16 protein-coding genes and 1 riboswitch are annotated in these 15,412 nt (G+C 30.7%); of the genes, 4 read left to right on the forward strand and 12 right to left on the reverse strand.

From position 1 onward, the window contains the following. Positions 1-3 precede the first annotated feature (3 nt). The 7 genes from aroC to ACJDT4_RS08190 form a co-directional block, all read right to left on the reverse strand. Positions 4-1,083 carry a chorismate synthase gene (gene aroC / locus ACJDT4_RS08160; protein ID WP_406787067.1) on the reverse strand — a complete coding sequence of 360 codons (1,080 nt, stop codon included), beginning with the start codon at positions 1,081-1,083 and terminating at the stop codon, positions 4-6. After that, positions 1,061-2,344 (reverse strand): 3-phosphoshikimate 1-carboxyvinyltransferase, encoded by a 1,284-nt coding sequence (aroA, locus tag ACJDT4_RS08165; protein WP_406787068.1) that lies wholly within the window; start codon positions 2,342-2,344, stop codon positions 1,061-1,063. Before aroA ends, aroC begins: the two co-directional genes overlap by 23 nt. A 13-nt stretch (positions 2,345-2,357) precedes the next feature. After that, the gene (aroB, locus tag ACJDT4_RS08170; protein WP_406787069.1) at positions 2,358-3,419 is read right to left on the reverse strand and encodes a 3-dehydroquinate synthase; all 1,062 of its coding nucleotides are present in this window, start codon (positions 3,417-3,419) and stop codon (positions 2,358-2,360) included. Then, on the reverse strand, positions 3,416-4,279 hold the full coding sequence (locus ACJDT4_RS08175) for a prephenate dehydrogenase (protein ID WP_406787070.1): 864 nt from the start codon (positions 4,277-4,279) through the stop codon (positions 3,416-3,418). Before ACJDT4_RS08175 ends, aroB begins: the two co-directional genes overlap by 4 nt. A gap of 25 nt (positions 4,280-4,304) precedes the next feature. Beyond that, complete coding sequence (gene aroF / locus ACJDT4_RS08180; RefSeq protein ID WP_406787071.1) at positions 4,305-5,318, reverse strand: 3-deoxy-7-phosphoheptulonate synthase; 1,014 nt, start codon at positions 5,316-5,318, stop codon at positions 4,305-4,307. 398 nt (positions 5,319-5,716) lie between these two features. Beyond that, positions 5,717-6,511 (reverse strand): response regulator, encoded by a 795-nt coding sequence (locus ACJDT4_RS08185; protein ID WP_406787072.1) that lies wholly within the window; start codon positions 6,509-6,511, stop codon positions 5,717-5,719. A gap of 167 nt (positions 6,512-6,678) precedes the next feature. Further along, on the reverse strand, positions 6,679-7,404 hold the full coding sequence (locus ACJDT4_RS08190) for an ATP-binding protein (protein WP_406787073.1): 726 nt from the start codon (positions 7,402-7,404) through the stop codon (positions 6,679-6,681). Positions 7,405-7,519: 115 nt separating this feature from the next. On the opposite strand from ACJDT4_RS08190, the gene ACJDT4_RS08195 reads away from it, so the two are divergent. After that, a complete protein-coding gene (locus tag ACJDT4_RS08195) occupies positions 7,520-8,203 on the forward strand; it encodes a Crp/Fnr family transcriptional regulator (RefSeq protein ID WP_406787074.1) in 684 nt (227 codons plus the stop codon). A 9-nt stretch (positions 8,204-8,212) separates the two neighbouring features. Here the strand turns inward: ACJDT4_RS08195 and ACJDT4_RS08200 are convergent, their stop codons facing one another. The 3 genes from ACJDT4_RS08200 to trhA all read right to left on the reverse strand — a co-directional run bounded on the left by ACJDT4_RS08200 (position 8,213) and on the right by trhA (position 11,345). Further along, positions 8,213-9,595, reverse strand: coding sequence for an MATE family efflux transporter (locus ACJDT4_RS08200; RefSeq protein WP_406787075.1), 1,383 nt, complete (start codon positions 9,593-9,595; stop codon positions 8,213-8,215). A gap of 48 nt (positions 9,596-9,643) precedes the next feature. Then, positions 9,644-10,081, reverse strand: a complete 438-nt coding sequence (locus ACJDT4_RS08205) for a MarR family winged helix-turn-helix transcriptional regulator (RefSeq protein ID WP_406787076.1) — start codon at positions 10,079-10,081, stop codon at positions 9,644-9,646. Between the two features lie 622 nt (positions 10,082-10,703). Then, the gene (gene trhA, locus ACJDT4_RS08210; RefSeq protein ID WP_406787077.1) at positions 10,704-11,345 is read right to left on the reverse strand and encodes a PAQR family membrane homeostasis protein TrhA; all 642 of its coding nucleotides are present in this window, start codon (positions 11,343-11,345) and stop codon (positions 10,704-10,706) included. A 225-nt stretch (positions 11,346-11,570) separates the two neighbouring features. On the opposite strand from trhA, the gene ACJDT4_RS08215 reads away from it, so the two are divergent. The 3 genes from ACJDT4_RS08215 to ACJDT4_RS08225 all read left to right on the forward strand — a co-directional run bounded on the left by ACJDT4_RS08215 (position 11,571) and on the right by ACJDT4_RS08225 (position 14,112). Then, positions 11,571-12,146, forward strand: coding sequence for a DUF1836 domain-containing protein (locus tag ACJDT4_RS08215; protein WP_406787078.1), 576 nt, complete (start codon positions 11,571-11,573; stop codon positions 12,144-12,146). Positions 12,147-12,215: 69 nt separating this feature from the next. Continuing rightward, a riboswitch (SAM riboswitch) is annotated at positions 12,216-12,322 on the forward strand. 90 nt (positions 12,323-12,412) lie between these two features. Beyond that, on the forward strand, positions 12,413-12,877 hold the full coding sequence (locus ACJDT4_RS08220) for a YbaK/EbsC family protein (RefSeq protein ID WP_406787079.1): 465 nt from the start codon (positions 12,413-12,415) through the stop codon (positions 12,875-12,877). A gap of 32 nt (positions 12,878-12,909) precedes the next feature. After that, complete coding sequence (locus ACJDT4_RS08225) at positions 12,910-14,112, forward strand: M20 family metallopeptidase (protein WP_406787080.1); 1,203 nt, start codon at positions 12,910-12,912, stop codon at positions 14,110-14,112. A gap of 303 nt (positions 14,113-14,415) precedes the next feature. On the opposite strand, the gene ACJDT4_RS08230 is transcribed toward ACJDT4_RS08225, so the two are convergent. Continuing rightward, the gene (locus ACJDT4_RS08230; protein ID WP_406787081.1) at positions 14,416-14,787 is read right to left on the reverse strand and encodes an HIT family protein; all 372 of its coding nucleotides are present in this window, start codon (positions 14,785-14,787) and stop codon (positions 14,416-14,418) included. A gap of 19 nt (positions 14,788-14,806) precedes the next feature. Next, positions 14,807-15,310: a GAF domain-containing protein gene (locus ACJDT4_RS08235; RefSeq protein ID WP_406787082.1), complete on the reverse strand. Its 504-nt coding sequence runs from the start codon at positions 15,308-15,310 to the stop codon at positions 14,807-14,809. Between the last annotated feature and the right edge of the window lie 102 nt (positions 15,311-15,412).

Raw genomic sequence — 15,412 nt, forward strand, 5'->3', positions numbered from 1 at the left:
TTATCACCTCGATATTATGTCAAGAATGCCAATTGCACATACTGCTTCTATAACTGGAACTGCCCTAAGCGTAATACATGGATCATGTCTTCCTACAACAGCTATATCATCATTTTCCTTTGTCTTTAAATTAACAGTTTTTTGCTGCTTATATATTGATGCTGTAGGCTTAATAGCTGCTCTAAATATTAGAGGCATTCCATTTGTTATTCCTCCAAGTATTCCACCATTATTATTAGTATAAGTTTTTACATTTGCAGCTTCGTCATAATAATATTCATCATTTGCCTCTGATCCCTTAAGCTTAGTTATATCAAAGCCTAACCCAAATTCTACTCCCTTGACTGCTGGAACAGAAAATAGCAAATGGCTCAGAGTACTTTCAACAGAATCAAAGAAAGGATCTCCTAAACCTACTGGTAAATTTAAAGCACAGCACTCAATAACTCCTCCAACAGAATTAAGGTCATTTTTTGCACTAAGTATTGCCTCTTTCATTTCAATCCCCTTTGCATCATCTAAAACTGGGAACTCCTTGCTTGTAAGTGCTTTAAGGGTTTCTTCATTTATATTTACCTTATCAAAATAATCTTCCTTAACATTGTGAATACTTAAAATGTGACTTCCTATGACTATATTTTTTTTCATTAAAATTTGCTTTGCCACAGCTCCTGCAAAAACAAGTGGTGCAGTAATTCTTCCTGAGAAATGCCCTCCACCTCTGTAATCGTTAAAGCCATTGTACTTTACAAAACCTGTATAGTCCGCATGGCCAGGTCTTGGATTATCTTTTATATTGCTGTAATCACTTGAATGTTGATCACTGTTCCATATAAGTCCTGTAAGTGGTGTTCCCGTAGTTTTTCCATTAAAAAATCCACTTACAATTTGAACTTCGTCACCTTCTTTTCTTTGAGTAGAAAGCTTATTTTTTCCAGGTGCTCTTCTAGCCATTTCCTTGTTTACAGCTTCCATATCAATTTCTACTCCAGGCTCAAGCCCATCAATTACAATACCTATAGCTTTTCCATGTGATTCTCCAAATATGGATACCTGTACTTTATTCCCCCACACACCACTCATCTACATCGCCTCCAAGTTTTTTAAAATCAGAAAAGAACTGTGGATATGATTTTTCTACGCATTCGCTTCCTTCTATTATAAGTGGCTCCTCACATTTTAGTGATGCAATTGCCATAGCCATAGCTATTCTGTGATCATTCCAGCTTTGAACTTTTCCGCCTTTTAAAGATTTCTTTCCATGTATTATAAGTCCATCTTTCTTTTCAATTACTTCTGCTCCTATTTTATTAAGCTCTGTACTCATAGCTTTGAGTCTATCTGATTCTTTTATTCTAAGCCTCTCGGCATTTATTATTTCGGTAGTTCCACTGCTTAAGGCCGCCAAAACTGCTAAAATTGGAACTAAATCTGGACATTGAGAGGCATCAATTATAACCCCTTTAGTCTCTGAAGTTTTCGTACAAAAGTTATTTGTATCTATGTTTCCACCCATGCTTCTTATAATATCTATTATAGCCTTATCACCTTGAAGTGAATCAGGATTTAAATCCTCACATACTATATCTCCATTTAGTATGCCAGCCACAAGCCAAAAGGCAGCCTGTGAGAAATCTCCTTCAACTCTATAATTTTTACCCTTATAACTCTGATTGCCTTTTATGTAAAAACACTTATAATTGTCATTTTGAATATCTACACCAAATTTTTTAAGCATATCTATAGTCATATCAACATATCCTATAGATTCAAGCGGAGTTGTTATTTCTATTTTTGAATCGCCATGAAGAAGTGGAAGTATAAACATGAGACCACTTATAAATTGAGAACTTATGTTGCCCGCAAGTTTAAAGGCACCTGGCTTTAAGTCTCCATTTATATGAAGAGGAAGAAATTCATTTTCAGGATGTGAATATTCTATACCCTGCTCATTAAATATATTAAAATAAGTTTCTAAAGGTCTTTTAGGAAGCTTTCCCTTTCCATAAAAAACAGACTCTCCAGCATATAAAAGTGATACGGGAATTAAAAATCTTAAGGTAGAACCAGATTCACAGCAGTCAAGGTGCTTTTCTTTATTTTCCTTTACTACATCGCCTTTTATAACTACTTTTTCTTTATTATCTAGGTACGAAATATTAGTTCCTAGTTCTTTCATGCAACTTAAAGAAGCATCTATATCTTTTGAATAAATTAAATTTTCTATGGTACTTTCTTCCTTTGAAAGAGATGCACAAATTATAGCTCTGTGACATAAACTTTTGGAAGCTGGAACTTTTATGCTTCCTTCTAATTTTGAAGGATTTATCTTAACACATCTCAAGCTTATACCCCCTTTAAACCTTTAAGTACTTATTCATTTCAGATTTTTTTATCTTTTTTATAAAGCATTCTCCTATATTTTTAATTAAAATTATATTTATAAATTCTCCTCTTGTCTTCTTATCTAAAGCCGCTGTTTCAATTATTTTATCATTATTAAGTCCTTCTATATTATAACTTAAATTGTATTTTTCCAAAACTTTCTTTATATCTAAAACAGTGCCTTTTTCCGTAAGCCCTAGTTCTTCACTATTCTTAGTTATTGCATACATACCATAAGCAACGCCTTCCCCATGAGTGTATTTTTCATAATTAAAAAATTCCTCAACAGCATGCCCTATGGTATGACCAAAATTAAGTATCATTCTTTCTCCGTTATCTTTTTCATCATTTTCAACTACAGCTTTCTTAATGCTGCAGCAGCTGTATATTACATCTTCTATATTTTCTAAAAGTTCATTGTCATCTTTAAAATTCATAACCTTATAAAATAATTCTCTATTTCTTATTGCTCCATATTTTATAACCTCGCCCATACCATCATGAAGGAATCTTGTACTTAAGGTTTTTAAAAGTGTTGGATCAATGAATACAGCTTTAGGATGATAAAAGCTTCCAACTAAATTTTTGCCTTCTTTAAGGTCAACTGCCACCTTTCCTCCTATACTGCTGTCTATTTGAGCTAAAAGAGACGTTGGGATTTGAATATAAGAAATGCCTCTTAAAAATGTAGCCGCTGCAAAGCCTCCTAAATCACCAACTACGCCTCCACCAAAAGCAATTATTAAATCACTTCTTGAAATCTTAAAGCCTGCAAGTTTAGAGTATACTTCTGTAAGAGTCTCTATGCTTTTGCTTTTTTCCCCTGGTTTAATAACTATTTTGTACAAATCATATTTTTTTAAACTTGAACATAGTCTTTCATAATATAACTTTTCTACGTTCTCATCAGTTATGACTACAATCTTATGTCCTGAATAAACTTTTGATATTTCTTCTTCTAAATTATCTATAATTCCATTTCTTATGTAAATATTATAATTCGCATCCGTTAAATTAATATTTAAAGTTTTCAATTCAATTCCCCCTTTTTTAACGATGCATTTTTCATAATAGTTTTAAGTCTTTCACAGTCTTCACTTTCAACTGCAGCTTTTATATCAGCAATACTTTCCTGAAAATCACAAATAGCCTTTAACAAAAATTTTTTGTTGCTCATAAAAAGCTCGCACCAAAGCTCTGGATTTATTTTAGCAACTCTTGATTCATCTTTAAAACTTCCTCCGATGAAATTTTTTATACTTTTATCTACTCCTTTTGAATTCATAAGTGATAAAGCTATTGCATGAGGGAGCTGGCTTGTCACAGCAATTAATTCATCGTGTTTTTCCGGTGTTACAATAGAAATATTTTTAAAGCCAATTTTTCTTATCAAATCCTCCATATAATCTACTGTATGTTTTTTATTTTTTTTAGTTGGTGTTAAAACATAGTTCGCTCCATTAAATATATCTTTAGAAGCATATTCTAATCCACTGGACTCCTTACCTGCCATTGGATGTCCTCCTATAAATTCTGCATTGTGCTCACCTAAAATTTCTTGAATAACATCTATATTGTTCCCTTTTATTCCAAGAACATCTGTAATTATAGCCCCTTTTTTAAAATTTTTCACATTGTTTTTTATTATCTTCACCGCAGCTTGTGGATACACTGCAATAATAACAAGATCCGATTTTTTAATGGGGATATGTGCTGAAAAATCACCATATCCCTCATCTATTATTTTCATATTAGCAGCTTTTTTTAAGGTGTTTTCATTTGTGTCCACGCCCCATATGTGTCCACTATTAATTTCTTTAAATGCCATAGCGTAAGATCCGCCTATAAGTCCCAAACCAATAATGGTTATATCAATATCAAGAATTTTCTGCATTTAATTCACCTTCAACCCCATATTATTAAATTTCTCTATCTTCAACCGCAGCAATAGCTTTAAGTTTTGTCATAAGTGCATCAAACTTCTTAGGCTTTATTGATTGTTGTCCATCGCATAAAGCATGTTCTGGATCATTGTGCACTTCTATTATAAGTCCATCAGCTCCTGCTGCTATTGCTGCCTTTGACATTGGCTCAACCATCCACCACAATCCAGCTGCGTGACTTGGATCAATTATTATTGGCAAATGACTTAATTTTTTTATAGCTGGTATTATACTTAAATCGAGTGTATTTCTAGTATAAGTTTCAAAGGTTCTTATACCTCTTTCACACAAAATTACATTTTCATTTCCACCAGCCATTATATACTCTGCTGACATTAAAAATTCCTCTACTGTAGCACTTAACCCTCTTTTTAAAAGTATTGGTTTTCTTGTTTTTCCAAGTTGCTTTAAAAGTTCGAAGTTTTGCATATTTCTAGCTCCAACTTGAATAATATCAACATCGGAAACAAATCTGTCTATCATATCTGCTGACATTATTTCCGTTACTATAGGAAGACCTGTTTCTTTTCTTGCAAGCTTTAATAAATCAAGTCCTTCTTCTCTTAATCCTTGAAAGCTGTATGGTGAAGTTCTTGGCTTAAATGCACCACCTCTTAAAAATGAAGCTCCGCTTGCCTTTACATTTTTAGCTATTTCAACTATCTGCTCTTCACTTTCAACTGAACATGGTCCTGCTATAACTGGAACTTTATTTCCACCTATTTTTATTCCACATACATCTACTACTGTGTTTTCAGGATGAAAAGCTCTATTTGCCTTTTTGTAAGGCTCCTGCACTCTCATTACTCTATCAACACTTTCATACGCTTGTATTTGTTCTATATTAACATCACTTGTATCACCAAGTAATCCTAAAACCACATAGTCTTTGCCATTCATTACAGTTACCTTACATCCATAGCCTTCTAAAATCCCCTTCATTCTTGCTATTTCATTTTCTTCTACATTGTGCTTTAGTATAACTACCATAAAAGTTAGCCCCTTTCACTTACTATTATTTTTATAAAAAAATAGAGCTCATAATGAGCTCTATATTTTAACAAAAGAATATTTAATATTCATAAAGTATCAATATATATAATTTAACTTGTAAAACCCATTAGAAAGGAAATCTCTTATTTTTTTGTATGATAAAACGCCAGCGCCACTAAAGTAATAATAGCCCAAGCTAAAGTAATAAAAATTTTTAGTTGTATTTGCCTTTCTAAAGTTTTTCATAGGTAATCACTCCAATTAATATTTATAAAAACTACTTTGAGGTAATTATAACACACTTAATATCTATGTCAACAATTAAGACCTGTTTTAATAATATAATTTATTTAAACGATATCTTTTTCTTATTTTATAACAAATCTATAATTTTATTAGTGAGCTGTTGTTATTTCTTTTAGAAGCTTTTTTACTTGTCTGTTTAAAGAATATAATCTTACATTTGCTTTTAGCTTTGCTATAAACAAATTTTCTTCTAATGGTTTTGTAATAAAATCATCAGCACCAACACTCAAAACACTTGATATTGTTTTAGGATTAGTAATAGCCGTAACAGCAATAATAGAAGCGTTTATGTTATTTCTTCTTATAGTCATAATTATGTTCTTACCATATTCATGATTAAGCACTATATCTATAAGATAAATATCATAGTTTTTATTAGCTTTTAAAAGCTCACTTCCTGAATTATAGTAATCTACATTTTTTATATTATACTTATCTAAAATATCTTTATTACGTTTAAGTTCAAAATTACTGTCATCTAAAACTGCAATCCTAGCCTCCTTTAAATCGTTCATATATTGATCTTCTTGAAAAACAACATCAATATGCTTTGATATTTCTTCTAAAAACATATCTTTTGTTATATAGTCAGTGATTCCAAGATTCATTATTCTTTTTTTATCTTTGTCCATTTCATTGCTAGTAACTAAAAATATTGGAATTTCCCTGTGTTCACTCGAGTTTACTTCAGAAACAAATTTCTCTACTGTACCGTCATCTGCAATAAATGACGTTATAATTAAATTAATGTATTCCTTTTGAAGAATTTCTTTTGCTTTTTTAAAACTATCTGTAGCTACATAAAAATATCCCTTTTTATCTAAAACATTTTTGAGCATTTTCCTAAAAAACTCACTTTTTTCAATATGAAGTACCTTATACATAATATGCTCCCCCTAACGATTATTGAAATCCCATTAATTTATTATCGTAATATATACCAACCCAATTTACTTATTTTCCATAAAATCTTAAAACAATTGTAAAGCTTACACCAAAAAGTGGAAGAATATAAAATTCTTCCACCTTAAATATATTGCTCTATTAATATCTATAAGATACTTCCATCAGTTCCTATAATAACTTCATTATATTGAACTATAACACCTGCATCAAGCATAGCTGCTTTTACTGCTGCTACAATTCCTCCACAGCAAGGTACTTCCATTCTAACAACTGTGATGCTCTTAAGATCATTTATCTTAATTATTTCTGCAAGTTTTTCTTTATAATACTCAACATCATCAAGCTTAGGGCATCCAATGAGAGTAATTTTTCCTTTTATAAAATCTTTATGAAAATCTGCATAAGCATAGGCTGTACAATCCGCTGCTACAAGTAAATTTGCATTCTTTAAATATGGAGCTTTTGTGTTAATAAGCTTTAACTGAACTGGCCACTGAGATAATTCAGATTGAACACCATCATTGTAGCTTTTAACTTCTTGTACCTTCTTAGAAACAACCTTTCTTTCTATTTTCTTTGCAGCACTTCCAGGGCATCCACATGGCATTTTGCTTATATTTTCTGCTAATTTCTTTTCCTGCATTCTCTTCTTAACTAACTCATCATCATATGCTTTACTTTCTCTTTCTATTATTGTTATAGCTCCAGTTGGACATTCTGGCAAACAATCTCCAAGTCCATCACAATATTCATCTGATATAAGTTCAGCTTTTCCATCTATAAGTTCTATTGCTCCTTCATGGCATGCATTTACACATAATCCACATCCGTTGCATTTTTCTTTATCTATATTCACTATTTTTCTTTTCATAATCATTCCTCCATAAATTTTCATTGTCTTTATGAATAAATTATATTAAAATATATTAAAAATATCGGTAACATTAGTTACCCTTCTTTTATACTTGCAAAAGAAAGGAATTCATATGGATAATTTAATATTAAGTTCTTTAAAAAAATGTATATTGTTTTCAAAATTTAGCGATACTGAAATCAATGCTTGTATATCTTCAATTGAGTATTCAATTAAAAGCTATTCTAAAAATGAAATGCCAGCTATAGAAGATGATATCTGCTCCAGCATAGGAATTATATTAAATGGAAGTGTAGAAGTTCAAAAAATATATGAGTCAGGAAAAAATTTAACATTAGCAGCATTAGGTTGTGGAAAGATATTTGGAGAAGTAATAATTTTTTCAAATAAAAATACGTATCCATCAACAATAGTGTCTTCTGAAAAAAGTGAAATAATGTTTATACCTAAAGAATCCATACTAAAACTATGTAAAGAAAACTCTATATTTCTTAATAATTTCATGACACTTTTATCAAATAAAATACTTATGCTAAACAAAAAAGTAAAGACAATGTCCTTTCAAACTATAAAGCAAAAACTAGCAAATTACATATTAGAAGAGCATGCTTTACAAAAAAACATGATGATAAAAATGGCTTATTCCAAAAAGCAGCTAGCTGAGCAGCTTGGAATTCCAAGACCATCCTTATCACGTGAATTAATTAATATGAGAAATGATGAGCTAATAGACTTTAATAAAAACTCTATAAAGATTTTAAACATCAAAGGGCTAGAAGAGCTGCTTTGGTCTTAGCTATCACATTTAGCTAACAACCTCATCAAGCTTTGACTCTTTAAGCTCTTTATCATTTGAATTAAGCATTTTGATATTATGCATAACAAAAACCATCGTTAGAGCCCATGCTATAAAATCAGCTATAGGTCCTGATATCCATACACCATCAAGTTTAAAATAACTTGGAAGTATTAATAAAAGCGGAAGTAACACTATTACTTGTCTAGATAAACTCAAAAACATAGATATTTTAGCTTTTCCAATTGCTTGAAAATAATTTGCACATACACACTGACATCCAATAAACGGAAGCATCATTAAAAATATAAATATACCTCTTGCTCCTATATCTATTAACCTTGCATCACTTGTATTAAAAATTTTTATTATTTGAACAGGGAATAAGTGAACTATAGCAAAACCTAAAGTTGCAATTACAGTTCCCGCAGCAACTGCGTATTTTAAAGCCTTCTTTACTCTATCAATATTTTTAGCACCGTAATTGTATCCAATTATAGGCTGTGCTCCTTGATTTATACCAAAAACAGGCATTAATATTAGCATTGCTATACTGTTTATAAGTGAAAATGCTCCTATTGCAAGGTCTCCTCCATATTGAGAAAGACTTTTATTAAAAGTAACAGTAATAAGGCTTCCTGCAAGCTGCATAGCAAAAGGTGACATTCCTATAGCTATTATTTCCTCTATAACTTTTCTGTCCAATTTCATATTTTCTTTCTTTAATTTTAGCAAACTTCTGCCTCTTGTAAAAAATAAAAATATCCACAATGAACAAACTGCTTGAGAAAATATAGTTGCTAATGCCGAACCCCTTACACCTAATTTAAAGCCAAATATTAATATAGGATTTATAGTAAAATTTAACACCGAACCTATAAGCATTGTTATCATTGCCATTTTAGGTTCACCTTCAGATCTCATTAGTGGATTCATTCCAAATCCTAAATTTTGAAGTATTACACCCAAAAGAAGTATAAAAGAGAACTGTTTTGCATAAGGCATTATCTCTGGGCTTGCACCAAATGCCTTAAGTATTGGATTCAAAAAAATAATACCTATAATAGTTATTAAAAGTGAAAATATAATATTTAATGTAAATACATTTCCTACTATCTTTTCTGCGTCTTCTTTCTTCTTCTGTCCAAGCTTTATAGAAACAGCAGCTGCTCCACCTATACCAGTTAACATTCCAAAAGCCATAAAAATATTTGTTATAGGAAAGGTAACAGCAACTCCAGATAGAGCAAGCGATCCAACACCTCTTCCAACAAATATTCTGTCAATAATAACATAAAGCGAATTTACAACCATACCTACTATTGAAGGTATAGAAAATTTAATTAATAGCTTTCCTATACTTTCATATTCTAATTCTTTAGAATTATCCATAAAATTCCTCCTAACTATATTTTTATATCTAATTTTTTAGCTTCCTAACTATTTACCCATAGAATAAAAATTACTATAAGCTTTTTTAAGCCATGATACAAAAATTATTTTTTCATCTTCAGTTAATCCTTTAGAAATAATGCCTTCAAGTTCTTTTACAATATCTGTAGATATTTTTTCAACTTCAATACCCTTATCAGTAAGATAAAGCCTTTTAACTCTAGCATCTTCATTATCTTGGATTCTCGTTATAAACTTTTTATCGCATAGAGTATCCACAAGCCCTGTTACTGATGCTGCTCTCAAATTCAATTTTTCTTGTATTTCTTTTTGAGTAATTCCATCCTTATTCCATAGATTGCATAAAACTGAAATTTGTGATGAAGTTAAATCATACTTTGAAAGCTCCTTGTCATATACGACGTTCATAATTCTAAATACTTTTCTAATCCAATATCCAGGATACTTATCCATATCATGTAACATAAAAGTTAGCCTCCTAACTATTTTCATCTAATTATATTATCACTTTTTGAACATAAATGCAAGCTATATAAATTTAATCAAAAATATAATGCAAACTAAATTAGTAAGTAGCTTATAATTAATGAATATTTTTCTATTTTATCCCCCAAAATGCACTATAAACATGGTTAAACAACAAGAAACAATAGTACTATATATAATTGGTCACAAAAATTTCCACCTAAAATTCCGTAGGTACAAAGGAATTTTTTCCTTGTACTTCCGTGTAGGTGAAGTAAACATCTAGGGCTTGGACGAAGTCCATGTGATTTGAGAACAATAAATTAGTCCTCTTAATAATATCAGTAAAACTTAAATATAAGTTATATTAAAAAATCTCTAATAAATCTTGGTAAAAAAATCGTAAAATACTTAGATATTTCAATTGTCTGAGCATTTTTTCAGCGAGTAAACATGCACGAGGTTTGGGCTAATATATAGATGACTAATACAAGTTAAAGAAGGATAATGGGATTACATCCCAACCCCCGTATATGATCGTTATCCTTCTATACCTCAAGCAAGCACTCGCTTAGAATCACCACTTAGATTTATAGAGATTTTTTAATGCGACGAAGAATTGTTACAGAACATATTTGTATATCATAAAAAAATGAAGCATACTACCTGCTATAACAAACAAATGAAATATCTCATGAAATCCAAAATATCTTGCATTCTTTATAGGCCACTTTAAAGCATATACAATTCCTCCAAGGCTATACACAATCCCACCAGCTACCATAAGTACTATACCTGGCACTGCCATAGATCTGCTTATGGGTGAAAACGCGAACACAATTATCCACCCCATAGCTATATAAAACAGAGTATACAGCCACCTTGGAGCATTAAACCAAAAAGCTTTAAAAAGTATTCCCAAGATTGCTATTGCCCAAATGCCTATAAAAAGCATTTTCCCGGTTTTTCCGCTTAAAGTTATAAGGCACACAGGAGTATATGTTCCCGCTATAAGAACAAATATCATCATATGATCTATTCTTCTAAGTACTGCTGTTAATCTTTTAGAAATATTTATAAGGTGGTATGAAGCACTTGCTGAATACAAGAAAATCAAACTTGCTCCAAATATTATTGAAGAAACTAGGCTTACATTATTACCAGTAATAACAGACTGATGAACCATAAATGTAAGTGCAGCAACAGATAGCAATGCAGCAAATAAATGTGTTAATCCACTAACTGGATCTTTTAATTTTAGCATTATACTTTTCACCTCTTATATTGTATTATGTAGTTTTGAAAACTATGTTATACTATAATAATATGATAAGATGTTTACTGATTTATTTCAACATCTAAATTTTATTTTCTATGTTTATATTTTGCTGCCTAGGCGAATTATATTCGAATATCTAAAAAAATGATAAAAATATATTTATATATTGAAACATAGTAATTAATGCTATATACTGTAGTGGGTGATAATATGAATAACACTATATATGATAAAATTGAAAAATTGGCCTATGAAATAATAAACTATAATGAAATTAAAGATTATGAAATTCCAGATATAGATTTATATATGGATCAGGTAACCTCTTTTATGGATAGTAAACTTTCAGACTTCAAAAGGAATAAGGACGATATAATTTTATCCAAAACAATGATAAATAATTATGTTAAGGACAAAGTGGTACCTTCTCCAAATAAAAAAAAGTATAGTAAAGAGCACATGATGGTTCTTATATGGATTTATCATCTCAAACAAACTCTATCTATAAATGACATTGGGAAACTAATGAACTTTATATATGAAAAGGAAAAGAATAATATAGATTACACAGAGATATATAATATTTTCCTAGAGCTTCAAAAAAAATCATCCAAAAGCTTTAAAATGAACTTAGATGATATGTTCGAAGCAATAAAAAGCAATAGCAAAAACTTTAATGATAATGAAAAGCTTCTTTTGCTAGTGCTTGAACTTATCTTAAATGCAAATCTTCAAAAAAGACTTGCTGAAAAAATTATTGATAATTGCTTTAGTGATTCTAAATAATATTAATATTGACATTTTCTTTACATATGTATAAACTTTAAGTATTAATCGAATATCCACAATTAAATAACCTTATCAAGAGAGATTGAGGGAATGGCCCGATGAAATCTCAGCAACCAATATGCCTCATTTGCATATATGGTGCTAATTCCACAGAATATTCTGAAAGATAAGGAGAAAATTTTATATTTGAATTTTTAATTTAAAAAAATCTTCTTCTTATTATTATGAAGGAGATTTTATTTTTTTTAAGGAAGGTGACTATAATGAGCTTAGAAAGCGTACATAACTTTTTTACTGAAAGAGGATTAAAAGACCCCATTTTTGAACTTAAAGATAGTGGTGCCACTGTTGAACTTGCTGCTAAAACACTTCATATTGAACCTGAACTCGTAGCAAAAACTCTTGCTTTCAAATTAAAGGATAATACCCCTATTCTAATTGTCACCCGCGGCGATGCTAAGGTTGACAACAGAAAATACAGAGAATTTTTTAAAACTAAAGCAAAAATGCTTAATCACGATGAAGTTTATGAAATAACTGGTCATCCTGTTGGTGGTGTCTGTCCTTTTGGTCTCAAAACAACTATGGATATCTACCTTGATATTTTAATAAAGGATTTTGAATATGTATATCCGGCAGCTGGTTCCCAAAATACAGCTTTAAAAATTTCGCCAAATGATATAAAAAATCTAACTAATGCCACCTGGATTGATGTTTGTAAATTATAGCATTATATTTTAACAAAGAAGGAGAATCTTATATGAGTATAAATTTTAAAAATATAAATGCCCTACAGAAACAATTAATAGATGATATCGACCAAAAACAAGACTTTTACATAAGCACAAGTCATGACATCCACGCAAATCCACAAATAGGTAATGAAGAATATTTTGCTTCAAAGCTCCTATCTACTATTTTATCTAAGGAAGGATTTTCACTGGATAAATCACTTTTTGGTCATCCTACATCTTTTATTGGAAGAAAAAAATCATTAAAACCTGGTCCAACAATAGGTTTTCTTGTAGAATATGATGCTCTACCAAAAATAGGTCATGCCTGCGGTCACAACATAATAGGAACCGCAAGTGTAGCTGCTGCCGTTGCCATTTCAAATTTAATTGATGAGATTGGTGGTGAAATAGTAGCTTTTGGAACCCCTGCTGAAGAAGGTGGTATAAACGGAAGTGCAAAGGCAACATTTGTTAAAAATGATGTATTTAAGAATGTGGATGCATGTCTTATAGTTCATCCATGGAATAAAAACTCTGTAACAGGTAAATGTCTTGCTTTAGATCCAATAGATTTCGAATTTTTTGGTAAATCTGCTCATGCTGCCGCTGCACCTGAAGAAGGAATAAACGCTCTAAATGCAGTAATTGAGCTTTTTAATGGAATAAATGCTTTAAGACAGCATTTAACAGATGATATAAAAATCCATGGAATAATAACAAATGGCGGTGATGCTCCAAATATAGTTCCTGAATATGCAAAAGCCAAATTTTTTATTAGGGCCGAAACCAGAAAATCCTGTAATGAAACCACACAAAAGGTAATAAATATTGCTAAAGGTGCCGCTTTAATTACAGGCACAAAATTAAAAACCTCCTTTTTTCAGAATCAAATTGATGATTTTCTAATAAATAGAACTTTTGACATGCTCTTTGCTGAAAATGCAAAATTGATTGGTATAGATATGGATACTTCACTTGGATATGGACTTGGATCTACAGATGCCGGGAACGTAAGCTATGTTACTCCTACAATACAGCCATACTTAAAAATAGGCAATAGCAATTTAGCTCCACATACAATAGAATTTTGTGATGCTGCTATTTCAAAGGAAGGAGATACTGCACTTATAGCTGCTTCAAAAATACTAGCACTTACTGCGTTAACACTAATTACAGATAAAGATAAACTTAATGCTATAAAAAAAGACTTTAAAAATAATGCGAAGTAACAATGCTTCCACAGTGGTGCAAGGAAAAAATTCCTCCGTACCTACGGAATTTTAGGCGTAGATCTTTGCTACCCGTTTTAATACGAAAAATAATTTAACAGCTTTGCCCAAACCTATATTCAGAAGATTTTCCGTAATGAAATGGAAGAAAATCAACCTTCACTGTTTACCGAAGGTTGATTTTTTCACTTTTGACGTGCTATACATCGTCAAAGCTTTCACTATTTGCTGCCTTATGTCAGCAAATTCTTTCGTTATGCGTTAATTCACAGTATTTTTATAATGCATTAATATCATTTATTTTCAGTCATAATTAACTAGCGGAACTTTTAAGTTTCTTATTCCTCCTCTTGGGTTTTCTACATCTCCTCTGTACCTTGGTATTACGTGTACATGAAGGTGCTTAACAGTTTGTCCTGCGGCATACCCAACATTAACCCCTATGTTATAACCTTGTGGATTATATTGTACATCTAGAATTTCTTTAACCTCATGAATAAGATTAAAAATTGCCTTTGCTTCATCTGGTGTTGCTTCAAATAAACTTTCAAAATGTCTTTTACTTATAATTAAAGTATGCCCTTCATTTACAGGATACTTATCAAGTATTGCGAAAGCATATTTATTTTCAGCTATATAATTTTCTTTATCACAATTACAAAAAATACATTCCATATTTAATCTCCTAAACAAACTATTTACTAAGCTTTTCCCAATCTATGTATTTACTAAGTAATTCGATGCATTTTTCTGCATATAACTCTTCTAATTCAGTAAATCTACCAACTTCTTCACTATCTATATCAAGAACTCCATAGACTTTTTCGTTTTTTATTATTGGAATTACAAGTTCTGAATTAGATGCAGCATCACAAGCTATATGCCCTTTAAATTCATGAACATCCTTAATTCTCATAACCTTCTTATCCTTTACTGCTGAACCACATACTCCGCTTCCAATCTTAATTCTAGTGCATGCAGGCATACCTTGAAACGGTCCTAAAACAAGTTCACCATTCTTAATAAAATAAAAACCACACCAATTTACTCTTCCAATAATGGCATTTATAAGTGCAGCTGCATTTGCAATATTCGTTATAATATCTTCTTCATCTTCTACTATAGATTTCAACATACTAAGCATAGTTTCATATTTTTCTTCTGTTTTCATTCCATCAAATACTTTTATATCAAACATTAGCAAAATCCTTCCTAAATTTTATACCAATTATTATAACACAACTTCTTAAACTTAAAAATATAATATATAAAAAGCAATCTATTGAATATAACTAAAAAA

It is taken from the genome of Clostridium neuense (assembly GCF_045310695.1).
In the GTDB taxonomy this organism is placed as follows: domain Bacteria; phylum Bacillota; class Clostridia; order Clostridiales; family Clostridiaceae; genus Clostridium_S; species Clostridium_S neuense.